Annotated in this window: 18 protein-coding genes; 6 read left to right on the forward strand and 12 right to left on the reverse strand. The window is 29.3% G+C overall.

Features of this window, described 5'->3' with window-relative positions:
- Positions 1 to 38: 38 nt before the first annotated feature.
- Positions 39 to 428, forward strand: coding sequence for an HIT family protein (locus tag BLT88_RS01875; protein WP_091952646.1), 390 nt, complete (start codon positions 39 to 41; stop codon positions 426 to 428).
- On the opposite strand, the gene BLT88_RS01880 is transcribed toward BLT88_RS01875, so the two are convergent.
- Positions 429 to 1,577 carry a HAMP domain-containing sensor histidine kinase gene (locus BLT88_RS01880; protein ID WP_091952647.1) on the reverse strand — a complete coding sequence of 383 codons (1,149 nt, stop codon included), beginning with the start codon at positions 1,575 to 1,577 and terminating at the stop codon, positions 429 to 431.
- A gap of 78 nt (positions 1,578 to 1,655) precedes the next feature.
- On the opposite strand from BLT88_RS01880, the gene BLT88_RS01885 reads away from it, so the two are divergent.
- Together BLT88_RS01885 and BLT88_RS01890 are read left to right on the forward strand one after the other, a co-directional pair.
- Positions 1,656 to 2,516, forward strand: coding sequence for a flavin reductase family protein (locus tag BLT88_RS01885; protein WP_091952649.1), 861 nt, complete (start codon positions 1,656 to 1,658; stop codon positions 2,514 to 2,516).
- 5 nt (positions 2,517 to 2,521) lie between these two features.
- Positions 2,522 to 2,887: a DUF3127 domain-containing protein gene (locus BLT88_RS01890; RefSeq protein WP_036788709.1), complete on the forward strand. Its 366-nt coding sequence runs from the start codon at positions 2,522 to 2,524 to the stop codon at positions 2,885 to 2,887.
- A 104-nt stretch (positions 2,888 to 2,991) separates the two neighbouring features.
- Here the strand turns inward: BLT88_RS01890 and BLT88_RS01895 are convergent, their stop codons facing one another.
- Both BLT88_RS01895 and BLT88_RS01900 read right to left on the reverse strand, forming a co-directional pair.
- Positions 2,992 to 3,240: a DUF1456 family protein gene (locus BLT88_RS01895; RefSeq protein ID WP_036788542.1), complete on the reverse strand. Its 249-nt coding sequence runs from the start codon at positions 3,238 to 3,240 to the stop codon at positions 2,992 to 2,994.
- 18 nt (positions 3,241 to 3,258) lie between these two features.
- Positions 3,259 to 3,882 (reverse strand): YqaA family protein, encoded by a 624-nt coding sequence (locus BLT88_RS01900; protein ID WP_091952651.1) that lies wholly within the window; start codon positions 3,880 to 3,882, stop codon positions 3,259 to 3,261.
- 128 nt (positions 3,883 to 4,010) lie between these two features.
- On the opposite strand from BLT88_RS01900, the gene aat reads away from it, so the two are divergent.
- Positions 4,011 to 4,637, forward strand: coding sequence for a leucyl/phenylalanyl-tRNA--protein transferase (gene aat, locus BLT88_RS01905; RefSeq protein WP_036788549.1), 627 nt, complete (start codon positions 4,011 to 4,013; stop codon positions 4,635 to 4,637).
- 12 nt (positions 4,638 to 4,649) lie between these two features.
- Here aat and BLT88_RS01910 read toward each other — a convergent pair whose 3' ends face one another.
- The 5 genes from BLT88_RS01910 to BLT88_RS01930 are packed head-to-tail and all read right to left on the reverse strand — an operon-like array spanning position 4,650 to position 10,489.
- Complete coding sequence (locus BLT88_RS01910) at positions 4,650 to 5,147, reverse strand: DUF3575 domain-containing protein (protein ID WP_091952653.1); 498 nt, start codon at positions 5,145 to 5,147, stop codon at positions 4,650 to 4,652.
- Positions 5,148 to 5,182: 35 nt separating this feature from the next.
- The gene (locus tag BLT88_RS01915) at positions 5,183 to 5,758 is read right to left on the reverse strand and encodes a DUF3575 domain-containing protein (protein ID WP_091952655.1); all 576 of its coding nucleotides are present in this window, start codon (positions 5,756 to 5,758) and stop codon (positions 5,183 to 5,185) included.
- Between the two features lie 50 nt (positions 5,759 to 5,808).
- Positions 5,809 to 9,186: a hypothetical protein gene (locus BLT88_RS01920; RefSeq protein ID WP_091952656.1), complete on the reverse strand. Its 3,378-nt coding sequence runs from the start codon at positions 9,184 to 9,186 to the stop codon at positions 5,809 to 5,811.
- Between the two features lie 56 nt (positions 9,187 to 9,242).
- Complete coding sequence (locus BLT88_RS01925) at positions 9,243 to 9,725, reverse strand: methylated-DNA--[protein]-cysteine S-methyltransferase (RefSeq protein ID WP_091952658.1); 483 nt, start codon at positions 9,723 to 9,725, stop codon at positions 9,243 to 9,245.
- Entirely contained in the window at positions 9,725 to 10,489 is a 765-nt protein-coding gene (locus tag BLT88_RS01930) for a TatD family hydrolase (protein WP_091952659.1), read from the reverse strand. Before BLT88_RS01930 ends, BLT88_RS01925 begins: the two co-directional genes overlap by 1 nt.
- 101 nt (positions 10,490 to 10,590) lie before the next feature.
- Between BLT88_RS01930 and BLT88_RS01935 the strand changes: the two genes are divergently transcribed.
- Complete coding sequence (locus BLT88_RS01935; RefSeq protein ID WP_091952661.1) at positions 10,591 to 11,943, forward strand: DEAD/DEAH box helicase; 1,353 nt, start codon at positions 10,591 to 10,593, stop codon at positions 11,941 to 11,943.
- On the forward strand, positions 11,943 to 12,308 hold the full coding sequence (locus BLT88_RS01940) for a Na(+)-translocating NADH-quinone reductase subunit F (RefSeq protein ID WP_091952663.1): 366 nt from the start codon (positions 11,943 to 11,945) through the stop codon (positions 12,306 to 12,308). Before BLT88_RS01935 ends, BLT88_RS01940 begins: the two co-directional genes overlap by 1 nt.
- Positions 12,309 to 13,910: 1,602 nt before the next feature.
- On the opposite strand, the gene BLT88_RS01950 is transcribed toward BLT88_RS01940, so the two are convergent.
- From BLT88_RS01950 to BLT88_RS01965, 4 genes are read right to left on the reverse strand one after another with little or no spacing between them, the layout of a single operon-like run.
- On the reverse strand, positions 13,911 to 14,564 hold the full coding sequence (locus BLT88_RS01950) for a response regulator transcription factor (RefSeq protein WP_036788585.1): 654 nt from the start codon (positions 14,562 to 14,564) through the stop codon (positions 13,911 to 13,913).
- A complete protein-coding gene (locus tag BLT88_RS01955; protein WP_091952666.1) occupies positions 14,561 to 17,605 on the reverse strand; it encodes a PAS domain S-box protein in 3,045 nt (1,014 codons plus the stop codon). The genes BLT88_RS01950 and BLT88_RS01955 overlap by 4 nt, the downstream gene beginning before the upstream one ends.
- Entirely contained in the window at positions 17,595 to 18,689 is a 1,095-nt protein-coding gene (locus tag BLT88_RS01960) for a response regulator (RefSeq protein ID WP_091952668.1), read from the reverse strand. Before BLT88_RS01960 ends, BLT88_RS01955 begins: the two co-directional genes overlap by 11 nt.
- A complete protein-coding gene (locus BLT88_RS01965) occupies positions 18,682 to 20,412 on the reverse strand; it encodes an ATP-binding protein (protein WP_231960049.1) in 1,731 nt (576 codons plus the stop codon). The genes BLT88_RS01960 and BLT88_RS01965 overlap by 8 nt, the downstream gene beginning before the upstream one ends.
- Positions 20,413 to 20,425 lie beyond the last annotated feature (13 nt).

The raw sequence follows: 20,425 nt of genomic DNA on the forward strand, positions 1-20,425 counted from the left end.
TCTTATATTTAAACGGATTAAGAACTAAACACTAAAAAATGAGCATATTCACAAAAATAATCACAGGAGAAATACCAAGTTACAAACTTGCTGAAGATGAAAATTTTATAGCTTTTTTAGACATCAATCCGAATGCAAAGGGACATACTTTGGTCGTTCCTAAAATAGAAGAAAATAAAATTTTTGATTTATCAAAAGAGGAATACAACGACTTAATGAATTTTTCTTACAGAGTTGCGAAAGCCCTTGAAGAAGCAGTGCCTTGTAAAAGAGTTGGAATGAGTGTTATCGGTTTAGAAGTGCCGCATGTGCATGTGCATTTAATACCAATAAATGCTATGGTGGATATGCAATTTACAGAAAAGGTAAAGTTGACGAGTGATGAATTCGTTTCTTTAGCTGAAAGTATTTCAGGTAAATTTGAGTAATTAGATTTTATCTAACAAAATTTGAAAAGAAGTTCCTTTTCCAAGTTCAGATTTTTTTACGAATATCTTTCCATTATGATAATCTTCTACAATTCTTTTTGAGAGTGATAATCCTAACCCCCAACCTCGTTTTTTTGTTGTAAAACCTGGCTTGAATATTTGTTTAAATAGTTTTTTAGGGATGCCTTTTCCGGTGTCAGAAACTGTAATTTTTACTTTTTTAGGAGTATTTTCAATCGTTAAAATTAATTCTCCTTTTCTTAACATTGCATCAATGGCGTTTTTAATTAAGTTTTCAATGACCCAACCAAATAGTTCTTCATTTACTTTTGTATAAATATTATTATCAGAACTATAAAAAGAAAATGCAATTTGTTTAGAACTTCTAGATTCCAAATAATCAAAAGCTTGTTTTGTAATTTCTACAATATTTTCTTTTTTCAATTCTGGTGTTGAACCAATCTTAGAAAACCGATTTGCAATGGTGTTTAACCGATGAACATCTTTTTCAATTTCATGAATATAAGTTTCATCAACTTTTTCCATTTTTAAAATAGCAATCCATCCTAAAAGAGAAGATAAAGGCGTGCCAATTTGATGCGCCGTTTCTTTAGCCATACCTGTCCAAAGTTTATTGGTTTCAGCAGCTTTATTTGAACTGAAAAACAAATAAATTACGCCTAAAAACAAGATTAAAATTAAAATTAAAGCTAAAGGGTAGTAGGTTAATTTATTTAGTAAATCAGAATTTTTGTAATAGATAAATTGTTTGTTTTTTCCATTATAAATTATTTCTATTGGCTGGTTTTGTACTTTCATTATAGCCAGCTGTTTTTGCAAATACTTTGGGTTTAAAGATTTAATGGAATCTAAGTTATTGGCATAAATTATTTCACCTTTATCATCCACAAGAATTAGAGGAATACTCTTGTTTGTGGTAATAATTTTATCTGGTAATGCAATGTTTGAGTTTAAATTTGCATTCGATAATTCCTTTTGAGCTTCCCCAAGAATTTCCATCCTTATTCTTTCCTCGTATTTAAATTTTTGAAAAATAGTAAAGGTATTCCAAAGAATTAAAGTTACTATTACAAATGATACAAGAATGGTGATTCGTTTAAACAAGAAAGTGTTTGATAAAATTTTCATTAAAACAAATATAAAGGTTTCTTGTATATAACTCATTTCAAGATTTGATAGTATCTTTACGTAATTAAATTTTTGAAAATGTTATCTATCAACCCAAAAGAAATTTCTACTGGCAAATTACATGGTTATTTATTAGGCGCAATTGCACCAAGGCCAATTGCGTTTGCAAGTACTATTGATGCTGATGGGAATCCTAATTTATCACCTTTTAGTTTTTTTAATGTGTTCGGTTCTAATCCACCTGTTTTAATATTTTCACCAGCAAGAAGAGTTAGAGATAATACAACAAAACATACTTTAGAAAATTCTTTAGCCACAAAAGAAGTTGTTATAAATGTCGTAAATTATGATATTGTGCAGCAAATGTCTTTAAGCAGTACAGAATATCCAGAAGGTGTAAATGAGTTTGAAAAAGCAGGATTTACTATGTTGCCTTCTGACGAAATTAAGCCTTTTAGAGTAGCAGAATCTCCTGTGCAATTTGAGTGCAAGGTAAAAGATGTTATTTTTACTGGTAACGAAGGAGGTGCAGGTAATTTAATAGTGTGTGAAGTTGTAAAAATTCATATTTCAGAAGATGTTTTAGCAGATGATGGAAGCATTGATCAACATAAAATTGATTTGGTAGCGAGAGCAGGAGGTAGTTATTATACAAGAGCAAGAGATGGTTTTTTCGAAATTCCGAAACCAATTGCTACTTTAGGAATTGGAGTAGACGCAATTCCATTAGAAATTAGAAACAGTCCAATTTTAACAGGGAATAATTTAGGGATGTTAGGTAATGTAGAGCAACTCCCAGCAGAAGATACTGTTAATAACTTTGGAAAAGAACATTCCCAATTTATTGGGTTGGAAATGGTAAAAAAACATACATTTGCTCAAGAGTATTTAAGTAAAAACGATGTGGAAAGTGCTTGGAAAGTACTTTTATTAAAATAGAAATTATGGAAGTTATTGGTAAAGTAAAAATCATTGGAGACGTTCAGACTTTTGGTGCTAACGGATTTCAAAAGAGAGAATTAGTAGTTACAACGGATGATCAATATCCTCAAATGATAATGATTGAGTTTGTACAGGACAAATGTGATTTGTTAAACAACTATAAAGTTGGGCAAGATGTAAAGGTATCTATTAACTTAAGAGGTAGAGAGTGGATTAATCCGCAAGGAGAAGCTAAATATTTCAACTCTATTCAAGGATGGAGAATAGAGAGTTTATCTCAAGCTGCACCAAGTAATTTGCCTCCAGTAGATCAGTTTCAACCTGCATCTAATGTTTCTAACGAAGAGCCAGATGATTTACCTTTCTAAAACTATTAGAAATTTAAATCTTTAGAGATACAAAAAAAGAGTGCTAATTTTAATTAGCACTCTTTTTTTGTATCTGGATTAAAATAATTAACAAATCCGATAACCTATTTTTTCTTTTCTTCTTTTTTAGGCATTGGCCCTCGCAGATGAATTACCAATCCATTTAAAAAATTACGTAAAATTTGATCTCCACACTCTACATACTTTGGATGTTCTTCATTTCTAAATAAAGCACCTAGTTCTCCTTTACTTACTTTAAAATCTACTAAAGCGCAAATTTCTACAATATCTGTATCGCGCAGTTTATGAGCTACACGTAATTTTTTTAAAATGTCGTTATTCGATAATCCCATAATGCAAAGGTAAGTGAATTAATTTACTACTTTAAAAATTGCCCATGCATAAATTGCAAATCTTACAAATCTAAATAATCCAAAAAATACAACATTTTTAAAAGGGTATTTAATCATACCTGCAGCGATGCAAGCAATAGAAAATGGCAACGGCAATAAAGCTCCAACTAAAATTAAAATACCTCCCCATTTACGCGTGTTTTTTAAATTTTCCCGCATTTTAACTTCTAAATACTCTTTTAAAGATTTTATTTTTAAAGTTGTTTTTCCTAGAAAATAAGATATCAAACCACCACAGTAAGACAGTGTTGCTAAAATTGCTAAATTTAATATTGGTTCATTTGTTTTTTTAGACCAGGCAATAAAAATTTCAGGAGGAATTAATCCTAAAAAGGTTTCAGAAATAAAGAAAGTGATTAAAATAGCAAATCTTGAAAAGGTTTCTGTAAAATGATGCAAACCATCATTGATATTATATAGATATTTATTAAATAGAAAAATAGCTAAAATAACACCAGTAATTGGTAGGATTGCTTTCTTTAAATTTTTCCAAACAAATAGATAAAAGCCAGTTCTTGCATAATAGTGATGCACTAACTTGGCTGTTTCTTTTTTAGTTTTTTTTCTTTTTAGCTTTGGCATTTTTCGGGTTTTAATAAAATTAAAACGGCTTACAAAAATAGTGACAAAATCTTTATAAATTTCAGTTTAATTAATATTAACATTTTTTTTAAGAATTGACTAAATTCGCTAAAATGAATTAGTTAATAATGATGTGGCTCACAGATATAATCGTTTTTCCTGATTATAAATTTACAACTAAAGATGGTATTATAGCTTTAGGTGGCGATTTGTCTGAAGAAAGATTAATTTACGCATACAAAAATGGCATTTTTCCTTGGTTTTCAGAGGGAGATCCCATTGTTTGGTATTGTCCTCATGAAAGAATGGTTTTGTTTCCCAATGAAATAAAAGTGTCAAAATCGATGCAAAAAATCATCCATAAAAATAAGTTTGTAATTACGGAAAACAAAGCTTTTAAGGAAGTGATTTATAATTGTAAAAACATTGATAGGGGTGATGGTTTTGGAACTTGGATTACGGATGATATGGAACAAGCGTACATTAATTTATACAAAAGAGGAATAGCGAAATCTATAGAGATTTGGTTGAATAATGAATTAGTAGGTGGTTTATATGGAGTAGAGGCTCATAATATTTTTTGTGGAGAAAGTATGTTTAGTAAAGTCTCTAATGCCTCAAAATTAGCCTTTATTCATTTGGTTAAAAGTAATAACTACGAACTTATAGATTGCCAAGTTTATAATGCTCATTTAGCCAGTTTAGGGGCTAGAGAAATTGATAGAAAGACATTCTTAAGTATTTTAAAAAGTTAAAAGCTTTAAGTTTTAAAACCGCCAACCAATATTGAAGCCAACTCTAGGAACTAAAACAGGAGAATTAGAACCAAATAAATTCCGTCCGACTCCACCATATAAATCAATTACTAAACCACCACTTGCAACATATTTTGTGCCTACGGCAACACCTAAAGCGCCATCTGTATATTTTTCATCATAATTTCCAGAATCTTCAACAGTTTCCTTTTTTCCTGAATTGATACCCAAAAAACCTTCACCAAAAAAATTCCATTGTTTATCTGTTGTAAAATAATGACGATAAAAAGGAGTAATCATCATATTTTCATTGTATCTAAAATTTGTAGATTGTTTTGCTAAATTAAATAGCGCAGAAATTCCAAAAGAAGATTCATCGGTTAAATAACTTTCATAAGAGAACTCTAAGCTTCTAATTACTAACGCATCAGCAATGTCTAATTTAATTTCTTGCTGAGCGTAACTTAAAGAACCTGTAAATAATGTAAAAAGTAAAACTAATTTTTTCATGGATTTTTATTTTTTATTAGTGTAATTTAAATAGATTAAAACCGATATCCTAAAGAGATTCCACCCCTTGAAATAATATTTGTTTCAAAAATGTTAGTTTTCTCATTAAGAAGGTTTCTTCCAATTCCTAAATACACTTCTGCAACAAAGTTTTTTCTGGTAATAAATTTGCCGCCAACAGAAATACCAAGAGCGAAATCAGTTACATTCGTATTGTTTGAGTTGTAAACGTAAGTTCCGTTTGAATCATAGTAACCATCATTATCTCGATTCTTTCTGGTATTTAACATACCGAAAGCTTCCACAAAAAAACCTCTAGCGGCAAACTTTTCAGAAAAAAACCATCTATAATAAGGTGTTAAAGAAAATTTTTTAGGAAACTCTGAATTTTCATTCATGTTAACAGTTAAAAATAAGTCTACCCCAAAAGAAGAATCATTATTAATTAAGTATTCATAACTAACATTAAAAGAGGAGAGTGCAATTAAGCTAAATGCATTCAACTTTAATTCATGGTGTTTATTATTGTCTTGCGGAAATCTGTCTTTATTCTCTTGAGAAAGAGATATTGTCGACACAAATAATAGAATAAGGAAAGTAATTTTTTTCATTGGAGTCTTCTTTAATGCAACAAAAATAACTAAAAAGTGTACCAAGAATATTAAAAAATAGCTTTTAATTGCACATTCCCTGTATGAATAGTTTTTGAGTTCTCGCTTTTTCTGCCTAAGTAATTTAGGTTTAGGTTTAAATAAGAATTCAACTTTTTGTTAAACAGCAAGCTCCAAGTGAAATTTTTCCCTGCCTGCAAACCTTCTAACATTTGATAGGCAACAGGTGTATTCGTATCTCCAGTAAAATCATTTATAAACATATTTATATTTGCAGAAATCTGATTTTTAGTTTTGCTGATATAATAATAGTCAACACCTATTTTTTGTTGCTGTAAAGTTTCAAAACTCTCTAACCTATTTTTCTTGTTTTTGTAATGATAGAAAACAGAAAAACGATTGTTATCATTATATAAAAAACTAATTTTTGGTTCAACTTCTGCAGCATTAATTTTATAATTTCTACTGATAAAATTGTCTGTTTCTAAGGTATTGTTGGATGTTTTTCCCATTAAATCAATCAGCCAAAAAGTTCTGAATTTATGAGCATAATCTATTTGATGAATTTTGATTTTATTTTCCTGATTTCCAATAAAATATTGTTGTTTAATTTTAGAATCTCCATACGTAAAAGTGATGCTGTTTTTTTGTAAATCTTTATTGAAATAGAAACTGTTTCTAAAGTTTAAATTTAAGCCAATTAAAGAGCTTTTATTAAGGTCAAAAGGATTTAATTGAAACGAATTTCCTGTTCTTTCCTGTTCGTTTTCAACAGATAAAAAACTCTGATTGTAAAAGTGAGAAATTAGTTTTTTATAACCAGTTTTAGAAGACCAATTTCTTGGGTTTAAAGTCAGGTTTTGCTGCCACTTCGCTCTTTGTGTAGAAAGATAACTTAAGTTTGGTTTTGGCACTCTTAAATAGTTTGCTTGGTCTTTAAATTGTGCAATTTCAAATTCGTTAAAATCTTTAACGCCATCATTATTGTAATCAATCCAAGTATAAAACCCAAAGCCCGGTTCTGTTTTTACATAAATATAATCTTGTCGCGCAACGTTGCCGGAAGAAGTTTCGTAGATAGTGCTTAAATTAATGAAATTGTTAAATATTTTCTGATTGAAAACAATTCTAGAATTTAGTGCTTTTTCATCCTCATAAAAATTATTTGTTGTGATTCTGTAATTGGCAAACACATTTAAATTCGTGTTTTTATTTTTTACTAGTTTACTTTGAATATAAAGTGTTTTTCGGTTATTAATTTCAGTAAATTGATTTAATTTTATGCTGTCATTATTTCTGTAATTAAATCCGATTTTTGCAAATATTTTTGTAGAATCTCCAATACCAACATAGCCTTCGTATTCTTTAAAACGATGACTTGTATTGACGAATTGTTTAGTATTTATATCTTTTCGGTTATTCGTTTCAAAGTTAATGAAGGCTCCAAGCCAAACTTTTTTAAGACTATGTTCTGCTTTTACTTTCGCCCTAAAAAAAGAATTATTTTCTAAGATTGATGTGTTTTCAAGCAAACTTCCATTCATAAAAAATGAAGTATTTTTAATATTCAATTTAGATTGAAGTTCGTGTTTTATTCCTTTAAATATATCAGTATAATTTAAGCTGTTGAATCGGTACAAAACAAAATCATCTGTTTTATTTTGTAAACTTAATTCGGATTGAAAAAAGTTTTTCGTAGCGTTATTGGTTAATAAATTCCAATCTCGGTTAAACTCTACAGGTTCCCAACCTTGCTCTGATTGAAAGTTTTGTTGCACAAACTCATGATTAATATTACTTTTTAATTGCCATTTTTTATCAATTAAAATTTGTTGCCAGCTAACTTTTGCGGCTACTGCTTTATTTTGATTATCATCTAAATTTGAAAACAAATTTGCATCATTATTACTAATAGCAATTTCTGAATTAATCTCTGTTTTTTTGGTAGGATTATAATCAGATTGAACTACAAAAATTTGACTTTTTGTAGGCGGAATTAAATTTATAACGGGCTGATAATCTCCTTGATTAATGCCTACAAAGACAAATATATTTCCAATAGCAATGGTTCTATCTAAAATATAATCGCCATTATTTGCACCACGATTTGTAAATGTTACATTGTACAATTCATCTGTTTTAGAGGTAGAATACTCAAAAGTTTCTACCGCTCCATTTGTAACTTTTTTATAGAGTATTTTGTTCTCATTAAATGTATCTAAAAAAGCACTTTCTGCAATCATGGCAGCAGAATTATTGCCTGCATTTGCAAGGATTTGTTTTTGTTCAGTAGATAAAATTTGTTGTAGAGGTTGGTTTTTTGCATCGTTTTCAGAATAGAAATAAGCAGCAATATTCATTTTTTCACTGTCATAAGATACTTCGTTATACGATATAAATCGTGTGTAATTTCTATCTGAATATTGAAACTCAATCCAGATTCTCATATCATTTGTAATCGGGAAAGTCGTATTAAATGAAATTTCACTTAAATTATAGTTAATGGTATAATCTGCATTTTCTCCACGGTTAATTTGAACTCCATTCACGTAAACACTCTCACTGCCTTCAATCATTAAAATAGCGGCTTCATTATTAGCACCATAAATTTTGTAAGGTCCTTGATTTCCTTCGGAGGCTGTAAAATTAAACGTATTAAATTTACCTCTAACAACAGCCCCAGAGGCAGCGACTTTTAAATTGTCATTTATAGTTGCTGCTGCCTCTAAACCAGCAACTTGTTTTGTAAAAGTTAAAAAGTAGCTTTTGTTGTTTTTTAATGAAATATCGCCTGCTTTTACACGCCAATTATCACTAAACATTTCAATGAATATTCTATCAAAATCTGTTATATTTTGAGAGTATCCATTTTCTTGAATCGGAATATTGGTATCAAAAATATTAGCTCTTAATGTAACATCTTTAGATAATTTTCCTGAAATTTCTAAATCCAAAGCAGAATTGGTAACTGCATTTTGATTGTTTCCAGTGGTAATTCCTCTGCTAATAAAACCGCGTGTTTGCAACCCTTCAAAAAGTTTGACATCCGATGCTTTTTTGTTGGTGGTTAAACTGTATAAAACGCCATTGTTTGTGTTGTTGTTTATAATGAGATTTTCATTAAAAGGAGTATATATTTTGGTTATAAAATCGGGAAATCTAAAATATTCAATGGTAATATTTTTATATTTATTAGAATCGATTATTAGCACTGCTTTGCTAAAGTCTACTTTAAATTCGGTTGAAGAAATACGTTTTTTTGAAATATCAAAAATTTTAAATTCTTGTGAATTAATAGCAACAGAATCTAATTGAATAGTATCTTTTTTTACTTCAATAATTTTTGACCTAAAATCTTTAGATATTATTTGAGATTGGATTGAATATCCAACGAAAAGCAATATTAAAAAAAGGGTATTTTTATGCATATGTACGATATGTAAAGAACGCTAAAATTGTTTTTTTAATATACTTTATTATAATACTAGAAGAGAGATTGCTGTTTTACAGGGTTTTCATGAGCCAATAACCATTTTTTACGCCATATTCCGCCTGCATAGCCCGTTAAAGAGCCGTCAGAACCAATTACTCTGTGACAAGGAATAATAATCCAAAGTGGGTTTTTTCCATTCGCTGAAGCAACAGCTCTTATTGCTTTTACATCGCCTAAAGCCTTGCTTTGTTCTAAATAAGTTCTTGTTTTACCATATGGAATTTTAAGTAATTTTTTCCATACTTTTATTTGAAATGGTGTTCCTTTTGGATTTACAGTTAGGTTAAAGCTTTCCCTTTTTCCCTGAAAGTATTCTTCTAATTGCACTACACAATCTTGCAGGCAATATGGAGTTTTTGAGGATGTTTCTAGATCATCATCCAAGATAGAAACAGCTTGTATTCCGTTTTTATCTCCAACAATTTTGGCAGTTCCTATGGGTGTTTTGTAATATGTAGTTTCGGTTGAGTACATTATATGCTAAAAATATCTTTCGAGTTTTGAGTGGTAATTTTTGCGATTTCTTCAAACGAAACGCCATAAATATCTACTAATTTATCAATAACATTCGTAATATATGAACTTTCATTTCTTTTTCCTCTGTAAGGCACAGGGGCTAGGTAGGGAGCATCTGTTTCTAAAACAATGTGCTGTAAACCTATTTCATTTAAAAAAGTATCAATCTTACCATTTTTAAAAGTTGCAACACCACCAATTCCTAATTTCATATTGTAAGAAATAGCTTGTTTTGCTTGTTCTAAAGTACCCGTAAAACAATGAAAAACGCCTCTCAAATCATCACTTTTTTCAGTTTCTAATATTTCAAAAATTTCATCAAAAGCATTTCTGCAATGAATAACAATTGGTAATTTTTTTTCTTTGGCCCAGCGAATTTGAGTTTTAAAAGTCTCTTGTTGTTGTGCTAAAAAACTCTTATCCCAAAATAAGTCAATACCAATTTCACCGATTGCGTAAAAATTTCTTTTATCAATCCAGTTTTTAACATGTGCTAATTCTTCTAAATAATTTTCTTTGACAGAAGTTGGATGTAAACCCATCATTAAAAATACATCATTTGGGTTTTCCTTTTCCAGGTCTAACATGCTTTTTGTGCAAGAAGAATCAATAGCAGGTATAAAAAATCGTGAAACCCCAGCATCTTTTGCTCTTTGAATCATGGCTTCTCTATCTTCATTAAACTGCTCGGAATAAAGGTGTGTATGTGTATCTGTAATCATTTGATGTAAAAATTTCAAACACAAAATTACTAAATATTCCTTCTGTAAACTGTTATTGCTTCTCGTTTTATAAAATGTACCTTTGCCAAAAATTAAAAGACATGACTTTTAAAGAATTAGATTTATCAAATCAGCTGCAATACGCAATTGATGATTTGGGTTTTGAGAATCCAACTCCAATTCAAGAGCAAGCATTTTCTGTAGTTAGATCGGGTAAAGATGTAGTTGGAATAGCACAAACTGGAACAGGGAAAACGTTTGCCTATATGTTACCAATTCTTAGAGATTTAAAATTTTCTAAACAACAACATCCTCGTATTTTAGTTTTGGTGCCAACTCGTGAATTGGTTTTACAGGTTGTTGAACAGATTGAGCAATTATCAAAATATATCAATACACGTGTTTTAGGTGTTTATGGTGGTACAAATATCAACACCCAAAGACAAGCTATTCTGCAGGGTCAGGATATTATTGTAGCAACTCCAGGGCGTTTGTATGATTTGGTTTTAAGCAATTCTTTAAAGATGAAGTCTATTCAGAAATTGGTAATAGATGAGGTAGATGTAATGTTAGATTTAGGATTCCGATTTCAGTTGATGAATATTTTTGATGTCATTCCAGAAAGAAGACAAAATGTTTTGTTTTCCGCAACCATGACTGAAGATGTTGATAAATTAATTTATGATTTTTTTAAAAATCCGGAAAAAATTTCGGTGGCAGTTAGCGGAACTCCATTGGACAATATTGAACAAGTTTCTTATAATATTCCTAACTTTTTTACGAAAGTAAATTTGTTAAACCACCTTTTAAGGGACCAAGAAACGTTCAATAAAGTTTTAATTTTTGTTGGTTTTAAAAGAACTGCAGATTTGTTATTTAAACATTTAGAAGAAGTTTTTAATGACGAAATGTGCGTAATACATTCGAATAAAACTCAGAATTACAGAATTCGTTCGATACGACAATTCGATGAAGGAAAGAATCGAATTTTGTTAGCTACAGATGTTATGGCGCGTGGTTTAGACTTTGATGAAGTTTCTCATGTTATCAATTTTGACACGCCAGATTTCCCTGAAAATTATATGCACAGAATTGGTAGAACTGGACGTGCTGAGAAAGCTGGAAAAACAATGTTATTTTCAACCGAAAAAGAGCAAGAAGCTAAAAAGGGTATCGAAGCATTGATGAATTATGAAATTCCGGTTCTAGAACTTCCTGAGGAAGTAGAAATTGCTACAATGTTAACGGAAGATGAACGTCCAAGAGAAGATCAAGGGATTTCTAAAAATAGAACTTCACTAGAATATGTTCCTGGGCCAGCTTTTCATGAAAAGAGCGAAAAAAATAGTCAAGTTAATCGAGGAGGGTCTTATAGAAGGGAGATTGCGAAGAAATATAAGAAGCCAAAAACTAGGGGAGATAAAAACTACAACAAACATAATAAGAAAAAGTAATGCAGATTTTAACGGCTCAAGAATTGCATAATTTGGCAATGAACATTGTTGGGAAAAAGTTGCAGAAAATGGGGTATGAATTTCAGGCTATAAATAGTCAATTAAAAAGACATCCACAGTATGTCTTGTTCAAAAAAGGAGAACCGACTATTTTTGTATTGGTAAAGGCATCAAAAAATTTACAGAATCCAAATGATTATGATGTTGTTTGGATGGAAACTTTTATAAACCATGCGAAAAAACAAAATGCTAAAGTTTGGTTTGCAGGAGTTGGAATTGCAAATGCAGAAAGTGTAGAAAATCCTGTTTTTAAAAACCAACCTTATTATGTGGCTTTTGAAGATTTTATTGAGGTTTTAGAGTAGTTTGTATAACTTTGATGTATTGAAAGCTAAGTGTTTTAAGTCCCTAATTTAGCAAATAAAAGCCAAATAGAATATTCGCGAGTATTTTTGTTAGCAACCCAAAACTAGCCTTTTTTTTCATTCGTTATGTTTTCAAACCTTTTAGGAATTGGGTAACGTGTTTAATATGAAATTCCTTCAGACAAATTTTTTAGTAATTCAATTTCAGGGTTAGTGGATTCTAATGGTTTTAGTTAAAATACTATTATTTATTTCCTTATCTCAAATTTCACTTGCATCAAAAAGTTCATTTGCATACTGAATCCGTTCTATGGGATGACCTAATTGTTCCTGTTTTTTGGTAGTGTTTTTCATTTTTCAAATTATATTTCACGTAGTCTCTTATAGGTGTTTTTTTTTAATGTTTTATAAAGGAAGTTAAAGGAATTTAGTCGTTTTTTCAAGATAGATAAGTTTATAAAAACAAAAAAATAAACTCCTTTTTAGTTGGTTTTAAATAGTTATTAAACGCAAATACTATAATTTATCTTAATTATTTTGGTATTTGATTGTACTTGGGTCTTAGTATTCGTAATTAAGAATATTACCTATTGATACACAGGGTATCACTAAATATATTTGTTGAGTAGTATTTATTAAATATGCTTAGACAAAAAATTTATTCAAAGTCTAAAAATAAATGAGTATTACTTTAATAATATTAACTTATTACCCCCCCATAATATGTCAAAAAATATATTAAAAAAAATAGTATTACTTGCAGTTACTTCGATTGGATTATACTTTTCTGGTCATGATTTAATAACAATGTTATCCAGATTAGCTACTATAAAATCTTTTTCAGAAGCGTTAACTGTTATGACTTTTTTCACTTGTCTATTTCCTTTCTTATTTTTGTCATTAAGTTTATTTAGAGGAGCTTTAAAAACGTTAATATCTTTGTTGAAACTTACATCTCAAATGATTCAAACAGCAATATTTTAAAAAAAATCTAATTTATTTATTAATACTAATAACCTCTATAAAGTCTTAAGATATATTCTTATTTTTTTCTTTAGATATTAGCTTGTTTGTTTAAATCTCTTGCTAGTAGCTTTAAAAATCATATAGCGCCTTTAAAATATTTAATTAATTTTTCAATGCTAATCACATAGAAAACAATTAATTTATGCGTCTAAATTTTTATTGATAAACGAAATGGGATTTATTTTTAGATTATAAATTAAGGAAATCACCTATTGAATAAGATGGCATTATAAAATATCTTTGTTGAGTTAGGTTCTATATATAAAAAAATTTTTAATGACCTAAAATAAAAGTATTGTTGTTTTTTGTATAATGTATATTTCCCCCGTATATCCCATCATTATATCCCTCCAAAAAATTAGTTGAAAAAGCTAAACAACCCCGCGCATGTTTGGCTTTTTTTTTAACCGAATTCCCAAAAAAATTAATACCCTTTAAGTTGTTTAAATAAATTATTTGAAAGTTATTCTTATTTCAAAAAAAGTTTATTGATTTAAAAGAAATGTATGTAATTTTAATAGAGGTAAAATACCTTATGTATTATTTTCTATTAAACAAAATAGGAAATATTAACTATTAAATTTCTAAGGTAGTTAAACCATTCTGAATCGCATATTTTGTTAATTCAGATATGGTAAATAAATCTACTTTTTTCATAATATTATTTCTATGAACATCAATAGTCTTTGAACTTAAAAACAATATTTCTCCTATTTTTTTTGATGATTTACCTTCTGCAATCAATTGTAAAACTTCTTTTTCTCTAGAACTCAAATATGTTTTTTCTAAAAGTTTTCCTTTTTTAAGTAAAGAAAGAAACTCTTGATTGATGTCTTTTGAGAGGTATTTTTTATTTTGAACTACAGTGGTAATCGCTGTAATTAATTCATCTGAATCTCCATCTTTTAATAAGTACCCATAAGCACCTGCCTTAAACATGCCTTGTATAAATTGTTTTCCAGAATGCATAGAAAGACCTATAATTTTTATATTTGGATGATTTTTATGTATTTGTTGTGCAGCTTCTATACCATTCATGCCAGGCATTGCTACGTCTATAACGATAACATCTGGCAATAATTTAGAAGCTACTTTTATAGCTTCTCTGCCATCTGAAGCTTCTCCAATTATATGCATGTTTGATCTTTGTTCAATAATGTTTCTTAAACCATCTCTTAGTAATTTATGGTCGTCTACTAATAGTATTTTAATTTCTTTTATGGTATTCATAGAGATAGGGGTATAAAAAATGTAACAGTTGTTCCTGAATTTATTATTGATGATATAGTAAATTTTCCTTTTATATTTTGAAGACGTTCTCTAATAGTGAACAACCCAAAACCAGATCCTGAGTGGTTATGATAATTGTTTAATACATTCGTGTTAAATCCATTACCATTATCTGTTACAATAATAGTAAGCCCAAGATTGGTTTTATTAAGATCAACAGTAATCAAAGTTGCATTGGCATATTTTATGGTGTTATTTATCACTTCTTGTATGCTTCGATACAATAAAATAGACTTTACATCATCTAATTTAATACTAGCTATATTACTATTAATAGTACATGCAATATTATGCGTAACTTCTACATCTTCAAAGAGCCATTCTAATGCATCTATAATCCCTAATTGATACAATACTGGAGGAGAAAGATCGTACGTAATTTTACGGCTATTTTTTAAAGCTTCAGATATGTTTTTTTCAATAAAGAGTAAATCTTTATCAATTATTTTTAGTTCTGGGTTTCTTTTCAATTCATCAATTCTCATTTTTGAAATTACTAAAGATTGACTTAAGTGATCATGAATGTTAGATGCTATATTTTGTTTTTGTTTTTCTTCGATCAAGGTAATTTCAGTTGTTAATCCCTGAAGTGATGTTTGATATTCTTGAATCTCTTTTTTTGCTAATACCCACTTTGTAATATCTCTAGCGTAAGAAACAAAATGGCTAATTTTATTGTCCTTATAAACTCTTGATAACAAAAATTTTATCCAAATAAAATGTCCGTTTTTGTGAAGAACTCTGCATTGAAAAGGATCGATATTTGTATCATTTTGCAATCCTTCTTTTAATTCATTTTTTAGTTTTTCAAAATCATCATGATGTAATATACTAAAATTTTTTTTATTTAGAAGCTCTTCTTGCTCATACCCTATTATATATTTCATGGAAGGACTAATGTATTTGAAAGTACCGTCTGGTTCATGCATGCATATTAAGTCATTAGAATGATCGGTTAGTATGCGATACATCTCTTCTGCTTCTGCAACTTTATTCCTCACTAGTTTTTGTTCTGTAATATCTTGTAGGACACCTCTTCTTCCAACAATTTTATTTTGCTTATTGTACACAGGCTGAACTACAATTCTGATCCAAACTTCTTCTTCTCTAAGGTTAATCATTTTCAACTCTAAATCAAAAGGAATTCCTTTGGAGTCAAGATTTGAAGTAGCTTTTGCCATTTTTTGTTGAGATTCAAGATCATAAAGCATAGCAATTTCCTTACTAGAAGGTACTGGTTTTTTTGGGTCAAATCCAAAAATTTGGTAAAGATGCTCAGACCATTTAAAAGTATCAGTAGCAATATCATCTTCTAAATAGCCTATTTTGGCCATTTTACTAGCCTCACTCATAGAGTATTCTTTTTTTTCTAAAAGATTTAGAGAGTTTTGAATTTTTAGTTTAGACAGTTCTAATTCAAATTGTGCTTCTTTTGTGTCTGTAATATCCTGAAAAAGCCCTCTCCTGCCAATTATTTCATTTTCATTATTATATACAGGTTGCGCTACATTTCGTATCCAAAGTTCTTCTTTTCTTAGGTTCGTTAATTTTAATTCTAGATCATAAGGTATACCGTTAGAGGTAAGGTTTTGGGTAGCTTGTTCTAACTTTTCTTGAGATTTTTCATCAAAAAGAGCTACAAATTCTTTTCTCGATATTGGATTTTTGCTTGGGTCTGCTGCTATAATATGATACAGATACTGAGACCATGTAATAGAAGCATTTACACTATCATATTCCCAATACCCAATTTTAGCCATTCTACTTGACTCTTTTAAAGAGAATTCTTTTTTTTCTAAAAGATCTAAAGAGGTTTCAATTTTTTGTTTTGCCAACATTCTTTGCGTAATATCTCTAGCAGAGATAACAAAATAGCTAATTTTTTCCTCTTCATAAACGGGAGAAGTTAAAAATTCAAACCATAAATAATGATTTTTTTTATGACGAACTCTGCATGAAAAAGCACCATTAACAGCACCACTACACATGTTTTGTTCTATAGCATTTTTTAGCGCTTTAAGATCATCTCTATGGATTATGCCAAATACTTGTTTGCCTAAAAAATCTGTTTGTTCATATCCTAATAATGTTTTTACAGAAGGACTAACGTATTTAAAAGTGTTGTCTAGTTCGATTAAACAAATTAAATCGTTAGAATTATTAGCCAATAGACGATACATCTCTTCGGCTTTTTCAATTTTATTACTAGTTAATTTTTGCTCTGTAATATCTTGGGAAACACCCCTTCTACCAATAATTTCATTTTTACTATTATATAAGGGTTCTCCTATGTTTCGTATCCAACGTTCTTCGTTTTTTAAATTGGTCAACTTTAATTCAAGGTCAAAAGGAATCTCGCTAGTGTTAAGAGTAATTTCAGCTTCGGTAAGTTTATTTCTTGATTTTTCATCAAAAAAAGCATAAATTACATCAATTTCGGGCACCTCTTTTTCAGGGTCAGTTCCGTAAATTTCATGAATAGTTTCTGACCAAATAAGTGTATCTGTTTGATTAATGTATCTCCAATAGCCAATTTTTGCCATTCTACCGGCTTCTTTTAGAGAGTATTCGTTTTCCTCTACGAGCTCATCTATATTGTCTTGAATTACTTGTTGCTTTTTTAATTTACGTTTTACAACTTTTATTAATTCCTCTATATTTAAAGGTTTTATTAAATAATCATCTGCGCCCATATTCATACCTTTCCTTAAATCTGGCAATTCAGTTTTGCCGGAAAGAAAAATAAAAGGAATTGCTTCTGTAGTGCTAGATTTTTGAAGTTCTTTTAAAAACTGGTACCCATTTAATTTAGGCATAGAAATATCTGAAATAATTAAATTAGGCAACGTTACTTTTGCTTTTTTTAATCCTTTTGCACCATTTTCTGCACAAATTACTTTAAAACCCTCGAATTCAAGGATTTCACAAATTTCTTCGCGTATGATTTTTGAGTCTTCAACTACTAAAATTTTAGAAATCATCAGTTGTTTTTGGAAGATTTAAATAAAATGTTCTTTCTTTATTAGAAATACTTTCTAAATATACATCTCCATTGTAATAAGAAATAATTTTTTTAACAATGCTTAACCCAATTCCTGCAGATGTTGTAGATTTTATAGTTTCAAACATTTTGAATATTTTTCTATGGTATTTTTCATGAATACTAATACCATTATCTTTAATTGAAAAAATATACTCTTTTTTAGTTGTTTTACAGCCTAATTCAATAACACCATTTTTGTGATCAATATGTTTGATAGCATTTTGTATTAAAACTTCAAATACTTTTTGCAACATATTTTCATCTGCAAATAGTGTAGGTAATTGATTCTTTATTTTAATTGTAATATGTGGTGATTCAGGTATTTCATCTATTACGCGTTGCACTATTGTATGAATGTTAATGTCTTTATTTTTAAAAGAAGTATGTGCTATGTTTTTGTATTGTTCTAGTTGTACCAATAAATTTTCCATTTTTTCTACCTTTTCTTCCATAAGTTGAAGATGATTAGACCCATTAAAATTATCTGTTTCTTTTGCATCTTCTTGAGTCCAGGTTAATAAGTCTGAAACATTTCTTATACATGACTTTAACTCATGTGAAACTAAATGCGCATAATTGTCTAGTTCATTTTCTTGGTTTTTTAGAATATTTGATAACTTCAATGTTTTATCGATAATATTTTGATCTATAAACAATTTCTTTTGAATTTTATTTTCGACGGCACTCATCAAATCATCAATATTTACCGGTTTTGTTAAATAATCTTCGGCTCCAAGATTCATACCAATTCTAATATCTTTTCTTTCGCCTTTTGCAGAAAGAAAAATTAATGGAATACTTTTTGTTTTCTTCTCTTTATGCAGTTTTTTAAACATTTCAAAACCGTTCATTTCTGGCATGAGTATATCAGAAATAATAAGATCTGGCTTTTCTTTTAAAGCCATTTCAAAACCAATTTCTCCATTTTCAGCCTGAAAAACGGTGTATCCCTCCATTGTTAGAATATCAAAAACTTCTTCTCTAATGGATAATGTATCTTCAACTATTAAAATTTTATGCATAATATGTGTTTGGCTTTTTTGGAATTTTTACAATAAAGGAAGTTCCATTTCCAATATTTCTTTGAACAATTATTTTTCCATCAATAAGATCTACGGCATCTTTTACAATCGATAATCCAAGACCGGATCCTTGAATTAAATCTACGCTTTTTCCTCTAACAAAAGGTTTAAATATATCTGAAAGCTCTGCTTTAGGAATTCCAATACCAAAATCGGTAACTGAAATAATGATATAATTGTCTTCAGAAGAAAATTCAATAGTAACGGTATCTGCCTTCGGAGAAAATTTTACGGCATTACTAAGTAGGTTTATAAAAATATTTCGTCCTAATTTTTCATCAATAAAAATAGTTGCGTTTTTTAATTCTTCGGGATCAATTAATATTAATTTGTGCGAGTTTTTTAAAGAATTACTTACTTCATCAACTATTTCAGACATAAATTCCCCTAGATTAATCTCTAATGGGTTGTATATATTTTTACTAGCTTCAGTCTGTCCAACAATTAAAATATCATCTAACAATTTAGTCATATGTAATACTTGATCTTCTATTCTCTTCAGTTTTTGTTTTATTTTACTTGGTTCCATCTTTCTCCAATATTTTTTAATAGAGCCGGCAGCAAAGTTAATAGCAGATAAGGGCGTTCTAAATTCATGAGATGTTGTTGAAATAAATCTTGATTTTAATTTGTTTAATTCTTTTTGTTTTTCTAAAGATTTATTTAATCTTAAGGTTCTTCGTTTCACTTTTTGCTCTAATTCATTTCTATAACCAACTAATTCTGTAATATTTTGTCCTACAACTAATACGCCTACAATTTTTCCATCTGTATCTATACGTGCATTTGTGTTTAATAAAATCATTACCTGTTCTTTCTCTTTAGTAAATAAAGGAACCTCAAAATTGGCTGTTTCTATGCCTTTCAAGGTTTTTTCTAATAATTTTCTAGCAATTTTTTTATACTCTTTAGGGATATAGGTTTCCACAAAATTTTTCCCTAATACTTCTTGTTTTGTATACCCAGTAATTTTTTCAGAAGTTAAATTCCATTCATTAACCAACCCTTTATTATCAATACCAATAATTGGTGTATTTGCAGTTTTAAAAAACTGTTTCATTTCTTCGTTAACTGACTTAGATACTGATAGTAAAAACAAACGTTCTCGCTGATGTTTTAATTCGTTTATAAAATAAAACGATGCAAAATAAAAGATTAAGAATGGTGCTCCGATATTCATAAGATAAAATAGTATACGTGCAGTTTCTGTAACTTTTATTCCGTTGTTAGAAAAAGTTGGTGAAAAAATGATAGTAATTCCAACAACTAAAAAGAATGCAAGCATCCATATTTTTGCATATTTCTCTTTAAGAAACAGTAATGCAACAAGAGGGCTTAAAAAACACCAACCGATCACAAAACCAGAGTTATGAATAGAGCCTAAACTCCACTGAATTAAAGTTGGTACTAATGAAATACAGATTATTTGTGCGTATACTAATAGCTTATAATTCGAGAGAAAGTGCGCAATGAAAATAGCTGGAATAACGATAATTACGAAAATTAAAGGAAGCATTGTTGTTAACCCAAATCCCAAGAAACAGTAATAAATAATACTCCATGCCACTCCACAAAGACTGCAACTAACAGCAATGATTAGAATTAAGGATTTAGCAACTCTTATTTCCTTGGTGTCTGAGGCATTGTAGTCGTATTTTAACATAAGTGCTTTCAGT

Origin of the sequence: Polaribacter sp. Hel1_33_78 (assembly GCF_900106075.1) — a bacterium.
Lineage (GTDB): Bacteria > Bacteroidota > Bacteroidia > Flavobacteriales > Flavobacteriaceae > Polaribacter.